This is a genomic window from Klebsiella sp. OBRC7 (assembly GCF_000293135.1).
GTDB lineage: Bacteria > Pseudomonadota > Gammaproteobacteria > Enterobacterales > Enterobacteriaceae > Klebsiella > Klebsiella michiganensis.
The window spans coordinates 52,911-68,552 of the sequence record NZ_ALNJ01000004.1; the positions used below are offsets into that span (position 1 = coordinate 52,911).

The following is a 15,642-nucleotide window of genomic DNA, read 5'->3' on the forward strand; positions in this document are numbered from 1 at the left end:
GGTTGTCAAAAATGGTTGTCCCGCGGGGGCAGCCGCGGGACGAGACTACATTACAGACCTTTGATATTTTCGGCTTCTAATTCGTTGAAATATTTCAGTGTCTTAACTTTCAGTTCCATGGTGGACGGCTCATCGCAGACGACAACCGCTTTCGGGTGCAACTGCAGACAGGTAATGGTCCACATATGGTTTACGTTGCCTTCCACCGCCGCCTGCAGCGCCAGCGCTTTCTGATGACCCAGCACCAGAATCATCACTTCTTCCGCGTCGAGCAGAGTACCCACGCCAACGGTCAGCGCGTATTTAGGCACCTGGTCAACGTCACCGTCGAAGAAACGGGAATTCGCTACGCGAGTATCATGGGTCAGGGTTTTGATGCGTGTGCGTGAAGCCAAAGAAGAGGCTGGTTCGTTAAAAGCGATGTGGCCATCGTTACCCACGCCGCCCATAAACAGGTGGATTTTACCGTAAGAACGAATTTTTTCTTCATAGCGACGGCATTCTGCATCAATATCCGGTGCGTTACCATTCAGCAGGTTAATGTTTTCCGCCGGGATATCAACGTGATCAAAGAAGTTGCGATGCATAAAGCTATGATAGCTTTCCGGATGCTCTTTCGGCAGGCCAACGTACTCATCCATGTTGAAGGTGACAACATGCTTAAAGCTAACCTGGCCTGCTTTGTGCATCTCAACCAGGGCTTTATAAGCGGTCAGAGGCGTACCGCCGGTAGGCAGACCGAGGACAAACGGACGGTCCGCAGTCGGTTTGAACGCATTGATGCGGTTAACGATATGCCGGGCAGCCCATTTACCGACTTGTTCAGCTGTTACCAGGGGGATCAGTCTCATTGTTCACCTCTATAGTTAAATTAGAACCTGGCGGATTGGCGCCAGCATACTATTAAGAGTATCGCAGCAACTGCGCCGAGCGGGGTCAATCCGTGTTGATTTTTTGAATGATAAAATAAGTTTTCGTTGTTAGCCAGTCAAAGGCGGAGGTGAATACGATATTTGGTGACTATTGTCACAAAAAATACCCATTTAATTTGCGAGACGAATTAATTTTTCAGACACTTTGCAGGTAAGTTAAAAATTTAACCAGGTTACACAATAATAAAGTGGCTTTAATGAGCCTTATCGGGGTCTCATAGGGGGAATAAGATGAATATTTTAGGTTTTTTTCAGCGACTCGGTAGGGCGTTACAGCTCCCTATCGCAGTGCTGCCGGTCGCGGCGCTGCTGCTGCGATTCGGTCAACCGGATCTGCTTAACATTTCGTTTATCGCCCAGGCGGGCGGGGCAATTTTTGACAACCTGGCGCTGATTTTCGCTATCGGCGTCGCATCCAGCTGGTCGAAAGACAGCGCCGGCGCCGCAGCGCTGGCGGGGGCGGTAGGTTACTTCGTTTTGACCAAAGCGATGGTCACTATCAACCCGGCCATCAATATGGGTGTCCTGGCGGGTATCATTACCGGTCTGGTTGGCGGTGCCGTGTATAACCGCTGGTCGGGTATCAAACTGCCTGACTTCCTGAGCTTCTTCGGCGGCAAACGCTTTGTACCTATCGCAACCGGCTTCTTCTGCCTGGTGCTGGCAGCCATCTTCGGCTACGTCTGGCCGCCGGTGCAGAACGCCATCCATGCAGGTGGTGAATGGATTGTGGGCGCGGGCGCGCTCGGCTCCGGTATCTTCGGTTTCATCAACCGTCTGCTGATCCCGACGGGTCTGCATCAGGTACTGAACACCATCGCCTGGTTCCAGATTGGTGAATTCACCAACGCTGCTGGCGCCGTGTTCCACGGTGATATCAACCGCTTCTATGCGGGTGACGGCACCGCGGGGATGTTCATGTCCGGCTTCTTCCCGATCATGATGTTCGGTCTGCCGGGTGCGGCGCTGGCGATGTATTTCGCGGCCCCGAAAGAGCGTCGTCCGATGGTCGGCGGTATGCTGCTGTCGGTTGCCATCACCGCATTCCTGACCGGTGTGACTGAGCCGCTGGAATTCCTGTTCATGTTCCTGGCGCCGCTGCTGTATCTCCTGCACGCCATCCTGACCGGTATCAGTCTGTTCGTTGCGACGGCGCTGGGTATCCACGCGGGCTTCTCTTTCTCCGCAGGCGCCATCGACTATGTGCTGATGTACAGCCTGCCGGCAGCCAGTAAAAACGTCTGGATGCTGATTGTAATGGGCGTTGTGTTCTTCGTTATCTACTTCCTGTTGTTCAGCGCGGTAATCCGCATGTTCAATCTGAAAACGCCGGGTCGTGAAGATAAAGTGGATGACGTGGTCACTGAAGAGGCCAACAGCAATACCGAAGAAGGTTTAACCCAGCTGGCGACCAACTACATCGCGGCGGTCGGCGGTACGGATAACCTGAAAGCGATTGATGCCTGTATTACCCGTCTGCGTCTGACCGTGGCGGACTCTGCGCTGGTTAACGACGCGGCCTGTAAGCGCCTCGGTGCTTCCGGTGTGGTTAAACTGAACAAGCAGACCATCCAGGTTATCGTGGGTGCGAAAGCCGAATCCGTCGGCGATGAAATGAAGAAAGTGGTTGCCCGTGGCCCGGTTGCCGCGGCGGCTGCAGCGTCTCACAGCGCCCCCGTAGCCGCTCAGGCTGCTAAACCGCAGGCTGTCGCTAACGCGAAAACCGTCGAAGCGCTGGTTTCGCCGATTACCGGCGACATTGTAGCGCTGGAGCAGGTACCGGATGAAGCGTTCGCCAGCAAAGCCGTCGGCGACGGCGTGGCGGTGAAACCGACCGATAAGATTGTTGTTGCGCCGGCGGCAGGCACCGTGGTGAAGATTTTCAACACCAACCATGCTTTCTGTCTGGAAACTGAAAACGGTGCGGAAATCGTCGTCCATATGGGTATCGATACCGTCGCGCTTAACGGCCAGGGCTTTAAACGTCTGGTGGAAGAGGGCGCGGAAGTGAAAGCGGGTCAGCCGATTCTGGAGCTGGATCTTGAGTTCCTGAACGCTAACGCGCGCTCGATGATTAGCCCGGTCGTATGCAGCAATAGCGACGACTACAGCGCGCTGGTTATTCAGGCAACCGGTAAAGTGGTTGCTGGCCAGACGCCGCTGTACGAAATTAAAGGCAAATAAGACTCCTGAGTGGCGTTTATGCCTCAGCGGCGCAGCGAAACCTGCGCCGCTTTTTTTTACCGCAAACACCCCCATAATCTCCTTCTGATCGCTATTTTGCGTAACTAATAGTTGTCTCTACGCCCTGCTTGTAAGATCATGTGCCGTTATACGTTGTTTACGCTTTGAGGAACCCACGATGAGTGAGGCAGAAGCCCGCCCGACTAACTTTATTCGTCAGATCATTGATGAAGATCTGGCTACTGGTAAGCACACCACCGTTCATACCCGTTTTCCACCGGAACCGAACGGCTATCTGCACATTGGCCACGCAAAGTCTATTTGCCTGAACTTTGGTATCGCTCAGGATTACCAGGGCCAATGCAACCTGCGTTTCGATGACACCAACCCGGTGAAGGAAGATATCGAATACGTTGAGTCGATTAAAAACGACGTGCAGTGGTTAGGTTTCCACTGGTCCGGGGATGTTTGCTACTCGTCTGATTATTTCGATCAGCTGCACCAGTATGCGGTTGAACTGATCAATAAAGGTCTGGCCTATGTTGACGAACTGTCAGCGGAAGAGATCCGCGAGTACCGCGGCACGCTGAAAGAGCCGGGTAAAAATAGCCCGTACCGCGATCGCAGCGTGGAAGAGAACCTGGCGCTGTTTGAAAAAATGCGCAGCGGTGGATTTGCCGAAGGTAAAGCCTGCCTGCGCGCGAAAATCGACATGGCCTCTCCGTTTATCGTGATGCGCGATCCGGTGCTGTACCGCATTAAGTTTGCCGACCATCACCAGACCGGAAGCAAGTGGTGCATCTACCCGATGTACGACTTTACCCACTGCATCAGCGATGCGCTGGAAGGGATTACCCACTCGTTGTGTACTCTCGAGTTCCAGGATAACCGCCGCCTGTACGATTGGGTGCTGGATAACATCAGCATCCCCGTGCATCCGCGTCAGTATGAATTCTCGCGCCTCAACCTCGAATACACCGTGATGTCCAAGCGTAAGCTGAATCAGCTGGTGACCGAGAAGCACGTTGAGGGCTGGGATGACCCGCGTATGCCGACCATTTCCGGTCTGCGCCGTCGCGGCTATACCGCCGAATCCATCCGCGAGTTCTGCAAACGCATCGGCGTGACCAAGCAGGACAACACTATCGAAATCGCTTCGCTGGAATCCTGCATCCGTGAAGATCTGAACGAGAACGCCCCGCGCGCGATGGCCGTTATCGACCCGGTTAAGCTGGTTATCGAAAACTATCCGCAGGGCGGCAGCGAAATCGTGACCATGCCGAATCATCCGAATAAACCGGAAATGGGCAGCCGCGAGGTGCCTTTCAGTGGTGAAATCTGGATCGATCGCGCCGACTTCCGCGAGGAAGCGAACAAGCAGTACAAGCGTCTGGTGCTGGGTAAAGAAGTTCGCCTGCGTAACGCTTACGTGATCAAAGCGGAGCGCGTGGAGAAAGATGCGGAAGGCAACATCACCACTATCTTCTGCACCTACGATGCCGATACCCTGAGCAAAGATCCGGCCGACGGCCGCAAGGTGAAGGGCGTGATTCACTGGGTGAGCGCGGCGCACGCGCTGCCGGTGGAAATCCGCCTGTACGATCGCCTGTTCAGCGTACCGAACCCGGGCGCGGCGGAGGACTTCCTCTCGGTGATGAATCCGGAATCGCTGGTGATCAAACAGGGTTTTGCCGAGCCGAGCCTGGCGCAGGCGCAGCCGGAAAAAGCATATCAGTTCGAGCGCGAAGGTTATTTCTGCCTGGATAGCCGCTATGCAACCGCAACCCAACTGGTGTTTAACCGCACCGTCGGTCTGCGCGACACATGGGCGAAAGTCGGCGCGTAGCTACCCGCCGTTATTGAGAACGCCGCTTACTGCGGCGTTTTTTTTATTCAGAATCAGAGAATTAAATCCTCATATTTTTGCGATGCGAATTAATCTTGTTTACAGATTGTAATAACCGCTTTTTTTAACCCTTTCCATCCATTGCATATAAATATGTAATCGCTTTCATTTCCCCTAATTTTCTCTTTTTTTGCAAGCACTTCACCCGACAAACGTGTGACATCTACGACTGAAACAAAAAGACATAAATTATGTGCGCTTTGTCATAATCTTCATCTTTGGTCGGCGAAAGAGATTGATAATTCGCGTCACGAAAAATAGTCTATACCCAGTGGTTATGCGAATTTTTACCGCACCACTTTTTTTAAGCAGTCTTATTTTATTTTTTTGCGCGTTGCCTTTGGTAACCGCACTTTAAAACGTCAAAGAGGATATGCATATGCGTACGTTTAGTGGCAAACGTAGTACGCTGGCGCTGGCTATTGCCGGTGTCACAGCCCTGTCAGGATTTGCAATGGTGCCGGATGCAAAAGCAGAAGGGTTCATTGATGATTCAACGTTAACCGGCGGCATCTATTACTGGCAGCGTGAGCGCGACCGTAAAGATGTGACCGACGGCGATAAATATAAAACTAACCTGTCGCACTCCACCTGGAACGCCAACCTCGACTTCCAGTCCGGCTATGCCGCCGATATGTTCGGTATTGACGTTGCTGCCTTTACCGCCATCGAAATGGGCGAAAGCAGCGAGAGCGGTCACCCGAACGAAATCGCTTTCTCCTCGCGCAATAAAACCTACGATGAAGACTATTCCGGCGATAAGAGCGGGATCAGCCTGTATAAAGCAGCCGCAAAATTTAAATTTGGCCCGACCTGGGCGCGCGCGGGTTATATTCAGCCAACCGGCCAGACGCTGCTGGCGCCGCACTGGAGCTTTATGCCGGGGACCTATCAGGGGGCTGAAGCCGGTGCGAACTTTGACTATGGCGATGCGGGCGCGCTGAGTTTCTCCTATATGTGGACGAACGAATATAAAGCGCCGTGGCATATTGAGATGGATGAGTTCTACCAGAACGACAAGAAAACCAAGGTGGATTACCTTCACTCTCTCGGCGCCAAATATGATTTTAAAAACGACCTTGTGCTGGAAGCGGCGTTTGGTCAGGCACAGGGTTACATCGACCAGTATTTTGCCAAGGCCAGCTATAAGTTTGATGTTGCAGGCACGCCGTTAACCACCAGCTATCAGTTCTACGGCACCCGCGATAAGGTCAGCAACGGCGGGGTTAACGATATCTATGACGGCACCGCGTGGCTGCAGGCACTGACCTTTGGCTATAAGGTTGCCGACGTTCTGGACCTGCGTCTGGAAGGAACCTGGGTTAAAGCTGATGGTCAGCAGGGCTACTTCCTGCAGCGTATGACGCCAACTTACGCATCGTCTAACGGGCGACTGGATATCTGGTGGGATAACCGTTCGGACTTCAACGCCAACGGTGAAAAAGCGGTGTTCTTCGGCGCGATGTATGACATGAAGAACTGGAACATGCCGGGCTGGGCCTTCGGCGCCTCCTACGTTTATGCCTGGGATGCGAAGCCGGGGAGAATGTCCTCGCCTGATGCGTACTACAACCCGGATAAACGCCTGGAAGAGTCCGCCTATAGCCTGGATGCCATGTACACCGTTCAGGAAGGACGCGCTAAGGGCACGCTGTTCAAACTCCACTTTACGCAATACGACAACCACTCCGATATCCCAAGCTGGAGCGGCGGTTACGGCAACATCTTCCAGGATGAACGCGACGTGAAGTTCATGGTTATCGCTCCGTTCACCATTTTCTGATGCCACTGCGGCGGGGGAAACCCGCCGCAATTTCCCGAGGTTCATGATGAAAAAGTTAATACTTGTCGCCATTATGGCAGCAGGTCTGGTTGCCTGTACCCAGTCGCCAGCGCCTAAGGAAGACTCAAAGTTAAAAGATGCCTACAGCGCCTGCATTAATACCGCAGAGGGCAATCCGGATAAAGTGGAAGCCTGTCAGAGCGTACTGAACGTGCTGAAGCAGGAGAAACAGCATCAGCAGTTCGCGACCCAGGAAAGCGTGCGGGTGCTGGATTACCAGCAGTGTATCCAGGCGCGCAAAACCGGGAACGATCAGGCTGTAGAGGCGCGCTGCGATCAGATCTGGAAAGAGATCCACAGCAACAATACGCCGCGTTAAGCCAGACGGCGGCAAGCAAACGGGCGGAGCGTCAACTCCGCCCGTTGCTATTTTAGCGGGGTATTTCTGCCGGCTGGTAGCCGCGGCCCAGGCGTACGAAGAGCATCGCGGTAGCGGCCAGGCCGCATAGCGCGGCGCACATCAGCCACCAGCCCGGCGAGCTTTTATCGCCCGTTATCTCGACCAGCGCGGTGGAAATGGCCGGCGTCAGGCCGCCGAAGATCGCGGTGGCGAGGCTAAAGGCCAGTGAAAAGCCCACGGTGCGGACGTAGACCGGCATCACTTCCGTCAGCGCGGCCACCATCGCGCCGTTATACATACCAAAGAAGAACGAGAACCAGAGCAGGACCAGCGTCATGCGGGTGAAATCCGGCGCGGCGGTGAGCCAGTGCATAACCGGCCAGGTAGTGAGCAGCGCCAGCAGGGTAATGCCCATCAGCACCGGCCGACGGCCTATTCTGTCAGAAATTGCGCCGCCAATCGGTAACCAGATAAAGTTAGAGATGCCGACCAGCATGGTCACCAGCAGACTGTCGCGGGCGCTCAGATGCAGAACGGCTCTACCGTAGGTCGGCGTATAGACGGTAATAAAATAAAAGGTGGTGGTGGTCATCGCCACCAGCAAGGTCCCCGCCGTGATGATGCGCCTGTTTTTGGCAATCGTGCCCAGGATCTCCCGCGTGTCAGGGCGATGCTTGCGCTGCAGAAAGGCTTCGGTTTCCTGCAACGAACGCCGCAGCACAAAAATCAGCGGAATAATCATACAGCCAATAAAGAAGGGAATACGCCAGCCCCATTCGGCTATCTCATCGTGGCCGAGCGTTTCATTCAGCGCATAGCCAATCAGCGCCGCGAAGACGATAGCCACCTGCTGGCTGGCGGATTGCCAGCTGGTATAGAACCCTTTTTTCCCCGGCGTGGCGATTTCCGACAGATAGACCGACACGCCGCCGAGCTCGACGCCCGCCGAGAATCCCTGCAGCAGGCGACCCACTAATACCAGAACGGGGGCGAGAATGCCGATGGTTTGATAGCCGGGAACCAGCGCTATCAGCAGCGTCCCGCAGCCCATAATCGCCAGCGTCACCATCAGCCCTTTACGCCGTCCGATCCTGTCAATATAGGCCCCCAGCACTATCGCGCCGATGGGGCGCATCAGAAAGCCCGAACCAAACACGGCGAAGGTCAGCATTAACGCCGCAAACTCGCTCTCCGCCGGAAAGAACGTTCTGGCGATATAGGTGGCGTAAAAGCCAAACAGAAAAAAGTCGAATTGTTCGAGAAAATTACCGCTGGTCACGCGGAGAATGGCGCCAAAGGTACCGGCGCGCGATGAGGGTTGCGTCATAGGGGTTGCTCTCCATTGTCTTTATCTTGTTTTTATAGAGGTAAGATGAGCGGACTAGTCGCCTGCGACTGCCGCCTGTTTTCCGCGCCGTTTCTCAATCGCCCACTTGAGTAACGCCGCACAGCGATAAAATCCGTGGGCGAATTTTCCGTATGGCAGGGTCAAAAACAGCGCCATGACCACGCCGAGGTGAATGGCAAGCAGAATGCCCATCCACGAGGTGTCTCGTCCCGCCAGCAGGGCGAGGCCGGTGAAGCTGGTCAGCAGCAGCAGCAGAATAAAGCCGCGATCCATCGGTTTTTGCCGCGGGTCGCCGTGCAGCGGCGAGCGGCGCAGGTTCAGCCATAGCAAACCCGCCGGGCCCACCAGCAGGCCGATGCCGCCGAGCGTGCCCAGCACAACCGGTACGCTGAAGAACGGGTAGGGGGCCTCCCAGCCGGCGATATAGTGATAACCCGTGGCCACCACGGTGGCGGCGAAACAGAGCAGAAACCCGTAGAAGGTAAAGTGATGGAAACGGCGGCGCAGCAGGGTAAACGCGTCATCGGCCTCGTTGCAGCCTTTACCGTGCCCGCCGTCGAGATACTTCAGCGTGAGCGCATTATGCGAGGCTTTAGCGATGTCGATGGCCTGAGGCTGACCCGGCGAGATCTCGCGCCAGAAGCGGATCACCCCGGCCATCAGTAACCCCACGGCCAGTATGAAGACTGTGCCAAACATCCACGCCAGCAGGTTATGGGGAAAAATCTGGTAGAAATCGCCGGCCAGCGGCGGATGAAGCAGGGAGCCTTTGAGCCCCATCGCCAGCAGCAGAAAGAGGATCAGCCCGCCGACCAGCGCCAGTACCGTGGTTACGCCGGCCCGACGATACAGGCTGCCGAAAGCCGAGGGCTGAGCATAGTGTTGATAGGTTTCCAGGCGCACTTCCGCCATCGCCTTCGGGACATTAATGGCAAACTCGTGCGGCGGCGCGTACTGGCAGGCATGCAGGCAGGCGCCGCAGTTATGGCACAGGTTGGCCAGATAGTTTATATCCGCTTTACCAAAAGCCAGGCGCTGGGTCATGGCCGGAAAAACGGCGCAAAACCCTTCGCAATAGCGGCAGGCGTTACAGACCTGCATCACCCGTTCGACTTCCGCTTCCGACTCGGTGATGATTTGCGCGTCAATGATCAGCTTTTCAAGCGATTTCATGGTGTGTCTCCTGCTGCGCCGCACGGGCGGCCTGCTGGCCGGCAATGCGGCCGAACGTAGTACCGATGGACATGCCCACGCCGGCGGTATATCCCTTGCCCAGCACGTTGCCGGCCATCATTTCGCCGGCGACGAACAGATTGCGGCTCGGCTTGCCCGCAAAATGAACGGCGGCGTGTTCATTAACGTGCAGTCCAAGGTAGGTAAAGGTGATCCCCGGCCGTAGGGCATAGCCATAGTAGGGCGGGGTGTCGATGGGCCGCGCCCAGTGGGTTTTCGGCGGCGTCAGGCCGGATGTCGCGCAGTTATCAAGGCGGGTATGATCGAACTGGCCCGGCGTACAGGCGGCATTGTAGCGGGCGATGGTTTGCGCCAGGCGTTCCGCGTCCAGCCCCAGCTGGCGAGCCAGCGCTTCAATGGTATTGGCCTGGGCGCCGGGGAAAACGGGCGGCATAAAGTGGCCGATCGCTTTGCTGTCGATGATCGAGTAGCCGATTTGGCCGGGCTGGTGGGCGACCAGCCTGCCCCAGATGGCATAACGTTTGGGCCAGAAATCTTCCCCTTCGTCATAAAAGCGCCCGGCGTCACGGTTGACGACCACCCCCAGCGACACGCAATCCACGCGCGTACAGATCCCGCCATCGTAGAGTGGCGCCCTGGCGTCAATGGCGACGCAGTGGGATTGCGAAGGATCGCCGATGATGTCAGCCCCGGCGTCAATCATAAATTTGAGCAGCACGCCCTGGTTGAAGCGGGTGCCGCGGATGAGAAAGTTATCGGCTGGCCATTCACCGCGCTCGTTCTGTCCCCATGCTTCACGCAGCCACTCGCGGTTAGATTCAAATCCGCCGGCGGCGAGGACGCAGGATTTGGCGACGATCCTTTCTTCACCCGCCAGCGCGGCGACGAATTCGCCGTTATCTAATTCGAGCGCCTGTACCGGCGTGTTGTAGCGGATCTTTACGCCCATCTGCTCCGCGCTGCGGTAATAGGCATTTATAAGAGCTTTGCCGCCGCCCATAAAAAAGGCGTTGGTGCGGGCCACGTGCAGGGCGCCGGAGAGCGGTGGCTGAAAGTTAACCCCGTGCTGGCGCATCCAGTCCCGGCACTGCGATGAGGTGCGGATCACCAGGCGCGCCAGCGCTTCGTTGGTGTTGCCCTCGGTGACGCGCAGCAGGTCCTGCCAGTACTCTTCTTCCGGATAGCTATCGACCAAAACATCCTGCGGAGCATCGTGCATACAGCGAAGATTCCGCGTGTGCTGAGAGTTGCCGCCTCGCCATTCGCGCGGCGCGGCCTCCAGCAGCAGCACGGACGCGCCGGATTCCCGGGCGGTCAAGGCGGCGCATAGCGCAGCGTTGCCGCCGCCAATCACCAGTACATCCACCATTTTTGGCTCCATTACGGTTTGCTTGATTGTTAAATTTGTAATGGAAATGTATGCGCCCAGGGCGGCAGGACGCTATGGCGTATTGCTAAATAGGGGTTTAGTGTGCGTAAAGGCTGGCGCCGGGCCAGCGGCCAGATTCGACCAGCTGACGCATGACTTTTGCCAGTATGACTCGCGCGGCGAGACCCGATGGGGTCAGTTCATCATCGGAAAGACTGACGAGAAAATTAGGCCGACTGAGTATCGGATTGTTGACGCCGATCACTCTCAGGGGCTCGCCGTCGAGATGAGAAATCGCCGCTCCCGGCTGCAAAGTGGCGCCGAGGCCGTCGCGGACGGCGCGCATCAGCAGGGCCAGACCGTCGATTTCAGCGACCACATCGACATTAAGTGCATGCTCCTGGCAGATCGCCTCCAGCCTGCCGCGCAGCCCATGCCCCAGGCTTGGCATAATCAGCGGGACAGCGGAGAGCTGGTCCGGCGAGATGCTATCGTCGGGAAGGGGAGCCAGTACCTTATGGGTGCCAATCAGAAACAGACGCTCTTCAAGAATCGGCCTCGCGCTCCAGCGCACAAGCTTCTCCTTCTGGAACACGATAGCTAAGTCAAGCTGGCGGGTGTTGATCATGCGTTCAAGGTTACCGGAGAGGCTCTCGACCAAATGCAGGCGGACGTCGGCATAGCTTTCGCGCATCGCGTGAATAAAAGGCACCCCGAGAACGGAGGCGGTGCTGGGGGCCATACCGACGCTGACGTGGCCGGAAAGGCGCGCCTCGCGCGCGGCGAGAACCGCATCATCGGCGTGACGCAGCGCGAGCTGCGCCTGGGAGTAGAAGGCGAGACCGGCGCTGGTCGGCATTACGCCGCGAGACGTCCGCTGCAGCAGGCGAATGGCGAGTTCGTTCTCCAGGCGCGCCATCTGTTGGCTAAGCGCGGAGACGCCGATATCCAGGTCAAGCGCGGCGCGGCCCATACTGCCGGTTTCAATAATGCGCACAAAATAGCGTAGCTGGCGAAGCTCCATGTCGACTCTCCGTACACGTCAGGATGCACTGACAGTAAACGTATTGCAGCGCGAGAGAAAGAGGCGGCAGATTCCGGGCAAAAAAAGCCAACCTTCAGGTTGGCTTTTGGCGGTATACGATGCGGTGATTATTTCTCTGCCGCGTCGTGGGCATGTTCATCTTCGCGGCAGTCGCCTTCTGCGCAGTGGCCGTAAAGGTACAGGCTGTGGTTAGTCAGGCGAATACCGTGCCTTGCGGCAATTTCACGCTGGCGCGCTTCGATGGAATCATCGCTAAATTCGATCACTTTGCCGCAGTCGAGGCAAATCAGGTGATCGTGATGATGCTGCTGCGTCAGTTCAAAAACGGATTTACCGCCTTCGAAATTATGACGGGTGACGATGCCGGCGTCGTCGAACTGGTTCAGTACGCGGTAGACGGTGGCCAGGCCAATCTCTTCACCCATATCAATCAGGCGTTTGTATAAGTCTTCCGCACTGACATGATGGTTATCCGGTCCTTGTAGCACTTCCAGGATTTTTAATCTCGGAAGCGTCACTTTCAGGCCAGCTTTCTTTAATGCGGTATTGTTGTCAGTCATGCGGAATCTGTCCTGTTGCTAAACGATCTACTTCCATCAGCGGAAGTAATACAGAGAATCACCCGATGTAATGCGTCTCATTATAGAACTGCCATGGTGAAATGAAAACTGCAAGCATCGGGCCTTGTATGCTGTCAAAAACGAGGCACTCGCTACAAAGTGCTTCACGCGACCCCGTTAAATCAGAGGACATTGTACAGATATGTGATTAAAAGTTAAAAACTTGTAGCTATAACTTTGATTGCTTTTATCTATTAATTCGGCGAAAACTGATGATTACGCCGTTCAGGCTCAGGCATTCTTGATTTCTTCGAGGTGCAGCTCTTCAGAAATCTGTTTTACCCATTTTTCCACGCGTTCGTTAGTTAGCTCAGGCTGGCGGTCTTCGTCAATGGCCAGGCCAACAAAGTGATCGTCATCGGCCAGGCCTTTAGAGGCTTCAAAATGGTAGCTGGCGGTCGGCCAATGGCCAACGATAGTTGCGCCGCGCGGTTCGATGATGTCGCGGATGGTCCCCAGCGCATCACAGAAGTATTCAGCATAGTCTTCCTGATCGCCACAGCCAAACAGAGCCACCAGTTTGCCATTAAAATCGATCTCTTCCAGCGTCGGGAAGAAATCGTCCCAGTCGCACTGGGCTTCGCCATAGTACCAGGTGGGAATGCCGAGCAGCAGGATATCGTGAGCTTCCAGATCCTCTTTGCTGCTTTTGGCAATGTCGTGAACATCAGCAACGTCTTTACCAAGCTGCTTTTGGATCATTTTTGCAATATTTTCGGTGTTGCCGGTGTCGCTGCCAAAAAAGATGCCGATGATTGCCATGAGTAAAATAACCTCTTGAAACTTAATGATGTGGTAGTGGCGTAATGCCCGCAGATAGGGGCAATGATAGCAGAACTGAGAAGGGCGCGGAAACAGCAATCACGCCCAACTGCACACTCTGCTACACGAAAGCTTATTTTTTGAGGGTTTTAGGCTTTATCCTGGCCGCGCAGGGCTGCCAGCTGGTTCATCAGCATCTCTTCGATGAGATCGCTGCGGTTCATGTTACGGGCTTCGGCCAGCTCATTAAGCGCATCGACAGCATCGGCATTGAGCTTTAGCTCCACGCGCTTCAGACCGCGACTCTTATCGCGTTTAAGCTGATTGCGTTTGTTGATGCGCAGCTGTTCATCGCGCGAAAGCGGATTCGTTTTCGGTCTACCCGGCCGACGCTCAGTTGCGAACAAATCTAATGTCGTACGGTCCGTTTGTTCTTTTGCCATGATTCAGAGTGACTTCGGGGGAAACAAGCTATCGGGCATAGCCGACGCAGACAGCGCGCCATAATACATCAGGCGACGGGCTGCGCCAACGGCCGCGGGCATTAAGCCGCGCGGTCGCGTATATTTTAGGCAGTTACGCGGCGGTAGAGGTCAAATAACGACGGATCGCGCGGATAACGGCCTCCGGTTTTTCTGCATGCACCCAGTGCCCGGCGCCGGCGATAACGTGCGCGCGCGCCTGGGGAAACTGATCTAATAAAGTTTCGCGGTAGGCATCGGTGACGTAGGGGGAGTTGCCGCCCGGGATAAACAGCGCCGGATGCGGCCAGGGCGGAACGGTTTGCCAGCCGACGATATTATCGTACTGCTCCCACAGCACCGGTACGTTAAACCGCCACTGGCCGTCTACGAAGGACTTCAGCAGAAACTGAATTACGCCCTCTTCGTTAAGGTGCTGACGCATGACTGCCGCCGCCTGTTGACGCGTTGCGGCCCCCGCGTCGGTGACGGCGTTGATGGCGGCGAAGATTTCATCATGACGGCGAACCTGATAATCCACCGGGGCGATATCAATAGCGACCAGGCCCGCGATGCGCTCCGGCGCCAGCGCGCTCAGCGCCATCACCGCTTTACCGCCCATGGAGTGACCAATAAAGGTAGCTTTCTCAATCTGTGATTCATTGAGAGTATCAAGCAGATCCTGGGCCATCGCGGAATAGGTCATTTCCGGCGAGCGCGGCGAAAGACCGTGGTTTCGCATGTCGACCTGTAAAATATCGCGATCGTGAACCAGATCGCGGGCGAGGATCCCAAGATTATCCAGGCTGCCAAAAAGGCCGTGGACCAGGACGATAGGGGGATTATTGTGCGGATTCTGTGCAGATTGCGCTCGGCTATTTAATTTCATGGCAAAGTTCTTTTTTTCGCTCCGTCGGGTTAGGGTATTATGTTGGACATTCTGCCATCCGGCTGCAAGACCCGGAAGATATCCGAGTTTTACCGCCATCCTGGTTTGACGCTATCCGCGGTTGGGATTTGTCCCTATAATCCCGACAACTTGTATTCAGAAAAAGATATCGCACTGGATTAAGATGAAAACAATTGAAGTTGATGATGAACTCTATAGCTATATTGCCAGCCACACCAAGCATATTGGCGAGAGCGCATCCGACATTTTACGGCGCATGTTGAAGTTTTCCGCCGTTTCCCAGCCTGTCGCACCGGTAGCGAAAGCCGCTCCGGCCCCTGCGGCAACGCCTGTCGTTGAAGTGAAACCCGCCAATCCTCTGAAAGATAAAGTTCGCGCGATGCGTGAGCTGCTGTTATCTGATGAGTACGCCGAACAAAAGCGCGCGGTAAACCGTTTCATGCTGGTTCTGACCACCCTCTACGCCTTAGACAGCAAAGCGTTTGCCGAGGCGACCGAGTCCCTGCACGGGCGCACTCGCGTTTATTTCGCGGAGGATGAACGCACGCTGCAGAAAAACGGTAATCAGACGAAACCTAAGCAGGTACCGGGGACGCCGTGGTGGGTCATTACAAATACCAATACCGGTCGCAAATGCAGCATGATCGAACATATCATGCAGTCAATGCAGTTCCCTGCGGAATTGATCGAAAAGGTTTGCGGTACGATCTAGTTAGTTAACTTTGCAC

14 protein-coding genes are annotated in these 15,642 nt (G+C 55.4%); 5 read left to right on the forward strand and 9 right to left on the reverse strand.

All coding sequences use genetic code 11. From position 1 onward, the window contains the following. Positions 1-50: 50 nt before the first annotated feature. Positions 51-851 (reverse strand): glucosamine-6-phosphate deaminase, encoded by an 801-nt coding sequence (gene nagB / locus HMPREF1144_RS01255; protein ID WP_004130458.1) that lies wholly within the window; start codon positions 849-851, stop codon positions 51-53. Positions 852-1,163: 312 nt separating this feature from the next. Here nagB and nagE point away from each other — a divergent pair, with 312 nt between their 5' ends. The 4 genes from nagE to chiQ all read left to right on the forward strand — a co-directional run bounded on the left by nagE (position 1,164) and on the right by chiQ (position 7,184). Continuing rightward, positions 1,164-3,116, forward strand: a complete 1,953-nt coding sequence (gene nagE / locus HMPREF1144_RS01260) for a PTS N-acetyl glucosamine transporter subunit IIABC (protein WP_004848836.1) — start codon at positions 1,164-1,166, stop codon at positions 3,114-3,116. A gap of 178 nt (positions 3,117-3,294) precedes the next feature. After that, the gene (gene glnS, locus HMPREF1144_RS01265) at positions 3,295-4,962 is read left to right on the forward strand and encodes a glutamine--tRNA ligase (RefSeq protein WP_004848839.1); all 1,668 of its coding nucleotides are present in this window, start codon (positions 3,295-3,297) and stop codon (positions 4,960-4,962) included. A 439-nt stretch (positions 4,963-5,401) separates the two neighbouring features. Next, positions 5,402-6,805 (forward strand): chitoporin ChiP, encoded by a 1,404-nt coding sequence (gene chiP / locus HMPREF1144_RS01270; RefSeq protein WP_004130464.1) that lies wholly within the window; start codon positions 5,402-5,404, stop codon positions 6,803-6,805. Positions 6,806-6,851: 46 nt separating this feature from the next. Continuing rightward, positions 6,852-7,184, forward strand: coding sequence for a ChiQ/YbfN family lipoprotein (gene chiQ, locus HMPREF1144_RS01275; protein WP_004848843.1), 333 nt, complete (start codon positions 6,852-6,854; stop codon positions 7,182-7,184). A 52-nt stretch (positions 7,185-7,236) separates the two neighbouring features. On the opposite strand, the gene HMPREF1144_RS01280 is transcribed toward chiQ, so the two are convergent. The 8 genes from HMPREF1144_RS01280 to ybfF all read right to left on the reverse strand — a co-directional run bounded on the left by HMPREF1144_RS01280 (position 7,237) and on the right by ybfF (position 14,893). Next, positions 7,237-8,532, reverse strand: coding sequence for an MFS transporter (locus tag HMPREF1144_RS01280; RefSeq protein ID WP_009651673.1), 1,296 nt, complete (start codon positions 8,530-8,532; stop codon positions 7,237-7,239). A 54-nt stretch (positions 8,533-8,586) separates the two neighbouring features. After that, positions 8,587-9,726: a tricarballylate utilization 4Fe-4S protein TcuB gene (tcuB, locus tag HMPREF1144_RS01285; protein ID WP_009651663.1), complete on the reverse strand. Its 1,140-nt coding sequence runs from the start codon at positions 9,724-9,726 to the stop codon at positions 8,587-8,589. Next, a complete protein-coding gene (tcuA, locus tag HMPREF1144_RS01290; protein ID WP_009651659.1) occupies positions 9,713-11,116 on the reverse strand; it encodes an FAD-dependent tricarballylate dehydrogenase TcuA in 1,404 nt (467 codons plus the stop codon). The genes tcuB and tcuA overlap by 14 nt, the downstream gene beginning before the upstream one ends. Before the next feature lie 97 nt (positions 11,117-11,213). Continuing rightward, positions 11,214-12,140, reverse strand: coding sequence for a tricarballylate utilization LysR family transcriptional regulator TcuR (tcuR, locus tag HMPREF1144_RS01295; protein WP_004848850.1), 927 nt, complete (start codon positions 12,138-12,140; stop codon positions 11,214-11,216). A gap of 128 nt (positions 12,141-12,268) precedes the next feature. Further along, a complete protein-coding gene (gene fur, locus HMPREF1144_RS01300) occupies positions 12,269-12,721 on the reverse strand; it encodes a ferric iron uptake transcriptional regulator (protein ID WP_004130476.1) in 453 nt (150 codons plus the stop codon). A 291-nt stretch (positions 12,722-13,012) separates the two neighbouring features. Then, positions 13,013-13,543, reverse strand: coding sequence for a flavodoxin FldA (fldA, locus tag HMPREF1144_RS01305; RefSeq protein WP_004848853.1), 531 nt, complete (start codon positions 13,541-13,543; stop codon positions 13,013-13,015). Between the two features lie 149 nt (positions 13,544-13,692). Continuing rightward, positions 13,693-13,986 (reverse strand): LexA regulated protein, encoded by a 294-nt coding sequence (ybfE, locus tag HMPREF1144_RS01310; RefSeq protein ID WP_004848855.1) that lies wholly within the window; start codon positions 13,984-13,986, stop codon positions 13,693-13,695. Positions 13,987-14,119: 133 nt separating this feature from the next. After that, entirely contained in the window at positions 14,120-14,893 is a 774-nt protein-coding gene (ybfF, locus tag HMPREF1144_RS01315) for an esterase (protein WP_009651658.1), read from the reverse strand. Positions 14,894-15,077: 184 nt separating this feature from the next. Between ybfF and seqA the strand changes: the two genes are divergently transcribed. After that, positions 15,078-15,626 carry a replication initiation negative regulator SeqA gene (gene seqA / locus HMPREF1144_RS01320; RefSeq protein ID WP_009651664.1) on the forward strand — a complete coding sequence of 183 codons (549 nt, stop codon included), beginning with the start codon at positions 15,078-15,080 and terminating at the stop codon, positions 15,624-15,626. Positions 15,627-15,642 lie beyond the last annotated feature (16 nt).

What these genes read in the sequence shown, in the direction of transcription:
- nagB (WP_004130458.1), bottom strand. Translation starts at nt 851, where the DNA reads ATGAGACTGATCCCCCTGGTAACAGCTGAACAAGTCGGTAAATGGGCT.
- nagE (WP_004848836.1), top strand. Translation starts at nt 1,164, where the DNA reads ATGAATATTTTAGGTTTTTTTCAGCGACTCGGTAGGGCGTTACAGCTC.
- glnS (WP_004848839.1), top strand. Translation starts at nt 3,295, where the DNA reads ATGAGTGAGGCAGAAGCCCGCCCGACTAACTTTATTCGTCAGATCATT.
- chiP (WP_004130464.1), top strand. Translation starts at nt 5,402, where the DNA reads ATGCGTACGTTTAGTGGCAAACGTAGTACGCTGGCGCTGGCTATTGCC.
- chiQ (WP_004848843.1), top strand. Translation starts at nt 6,852, where the DNA reads ATGAAAAAGTTAATACTTGTCGCCATTATGGCAGCAGGTCTGGTTGCC.
- HMPREF1144_RS01280 (WP_009651673.1), bottom strand. Translation starts at nt 8,532, where the DNA reads ATGACGCAACCCTCATCGCGCGCCGGTACCTTTGGCGCCATTCTCCGC.
- tcuB (WP_009651663.1), bottom strand. Translation starts at nt 9,726, where the DNA reads ATGAAATCGCTTGAAAAGCTGATCATTGACGCGCAAATCATCACCGAG.
- tcuA (WP_009651659.1), bottom strand. Translation starts at nt 11,116, where the DNA reads ATGGTGGATGTACTGGTGATTGGCGGCGGCAACGCTGCGCTATGCGCC.
- tcuR (WP_004848850.1), bottom strand. Translation starts at nt 12,140, where the DNA reads ATGGAGCTTCGCCAGCTACGCTATTTTGTGCGCATTATTGAAACCGGC.
- fur (WP_004130476.1), bottom strand. Translation starts at nt 12,721, where the DNA reads ATGACTGACAACAATACCGCATTAAAGAAAGCTGGCCTGAAAGTGACG.
- fldA (WP_004848853.1), bottom strand. Translation starts at nt 13,543, where the DNA reads ATGGCAATCATCGGCATCTTTTTTGGCAGCGACACCGGCAACACCGAA.
- ybfE (WP_004848855.1), bottom strand. Translation starts at nt 13,986, where the DNA reads ATGGCAAAAGAACAAACGGACCGTACGACATTAGATTTGTTCGCAACT.
- ybfF (WP_009651658.1), bottom strand. Translation starts at nt 14,893, where the DNA reads ATGAAATTAAATAGCCGAGCGCAATCTGCACAGAATCCGCACAATAAT.
- seqA (WP_009651664.1), top strand. Translation starts at nt 15,078, where the DNA reads ATGAAAACAATTGAAGTTGATGATGAACTCTATAGCTATATTGCCAGC.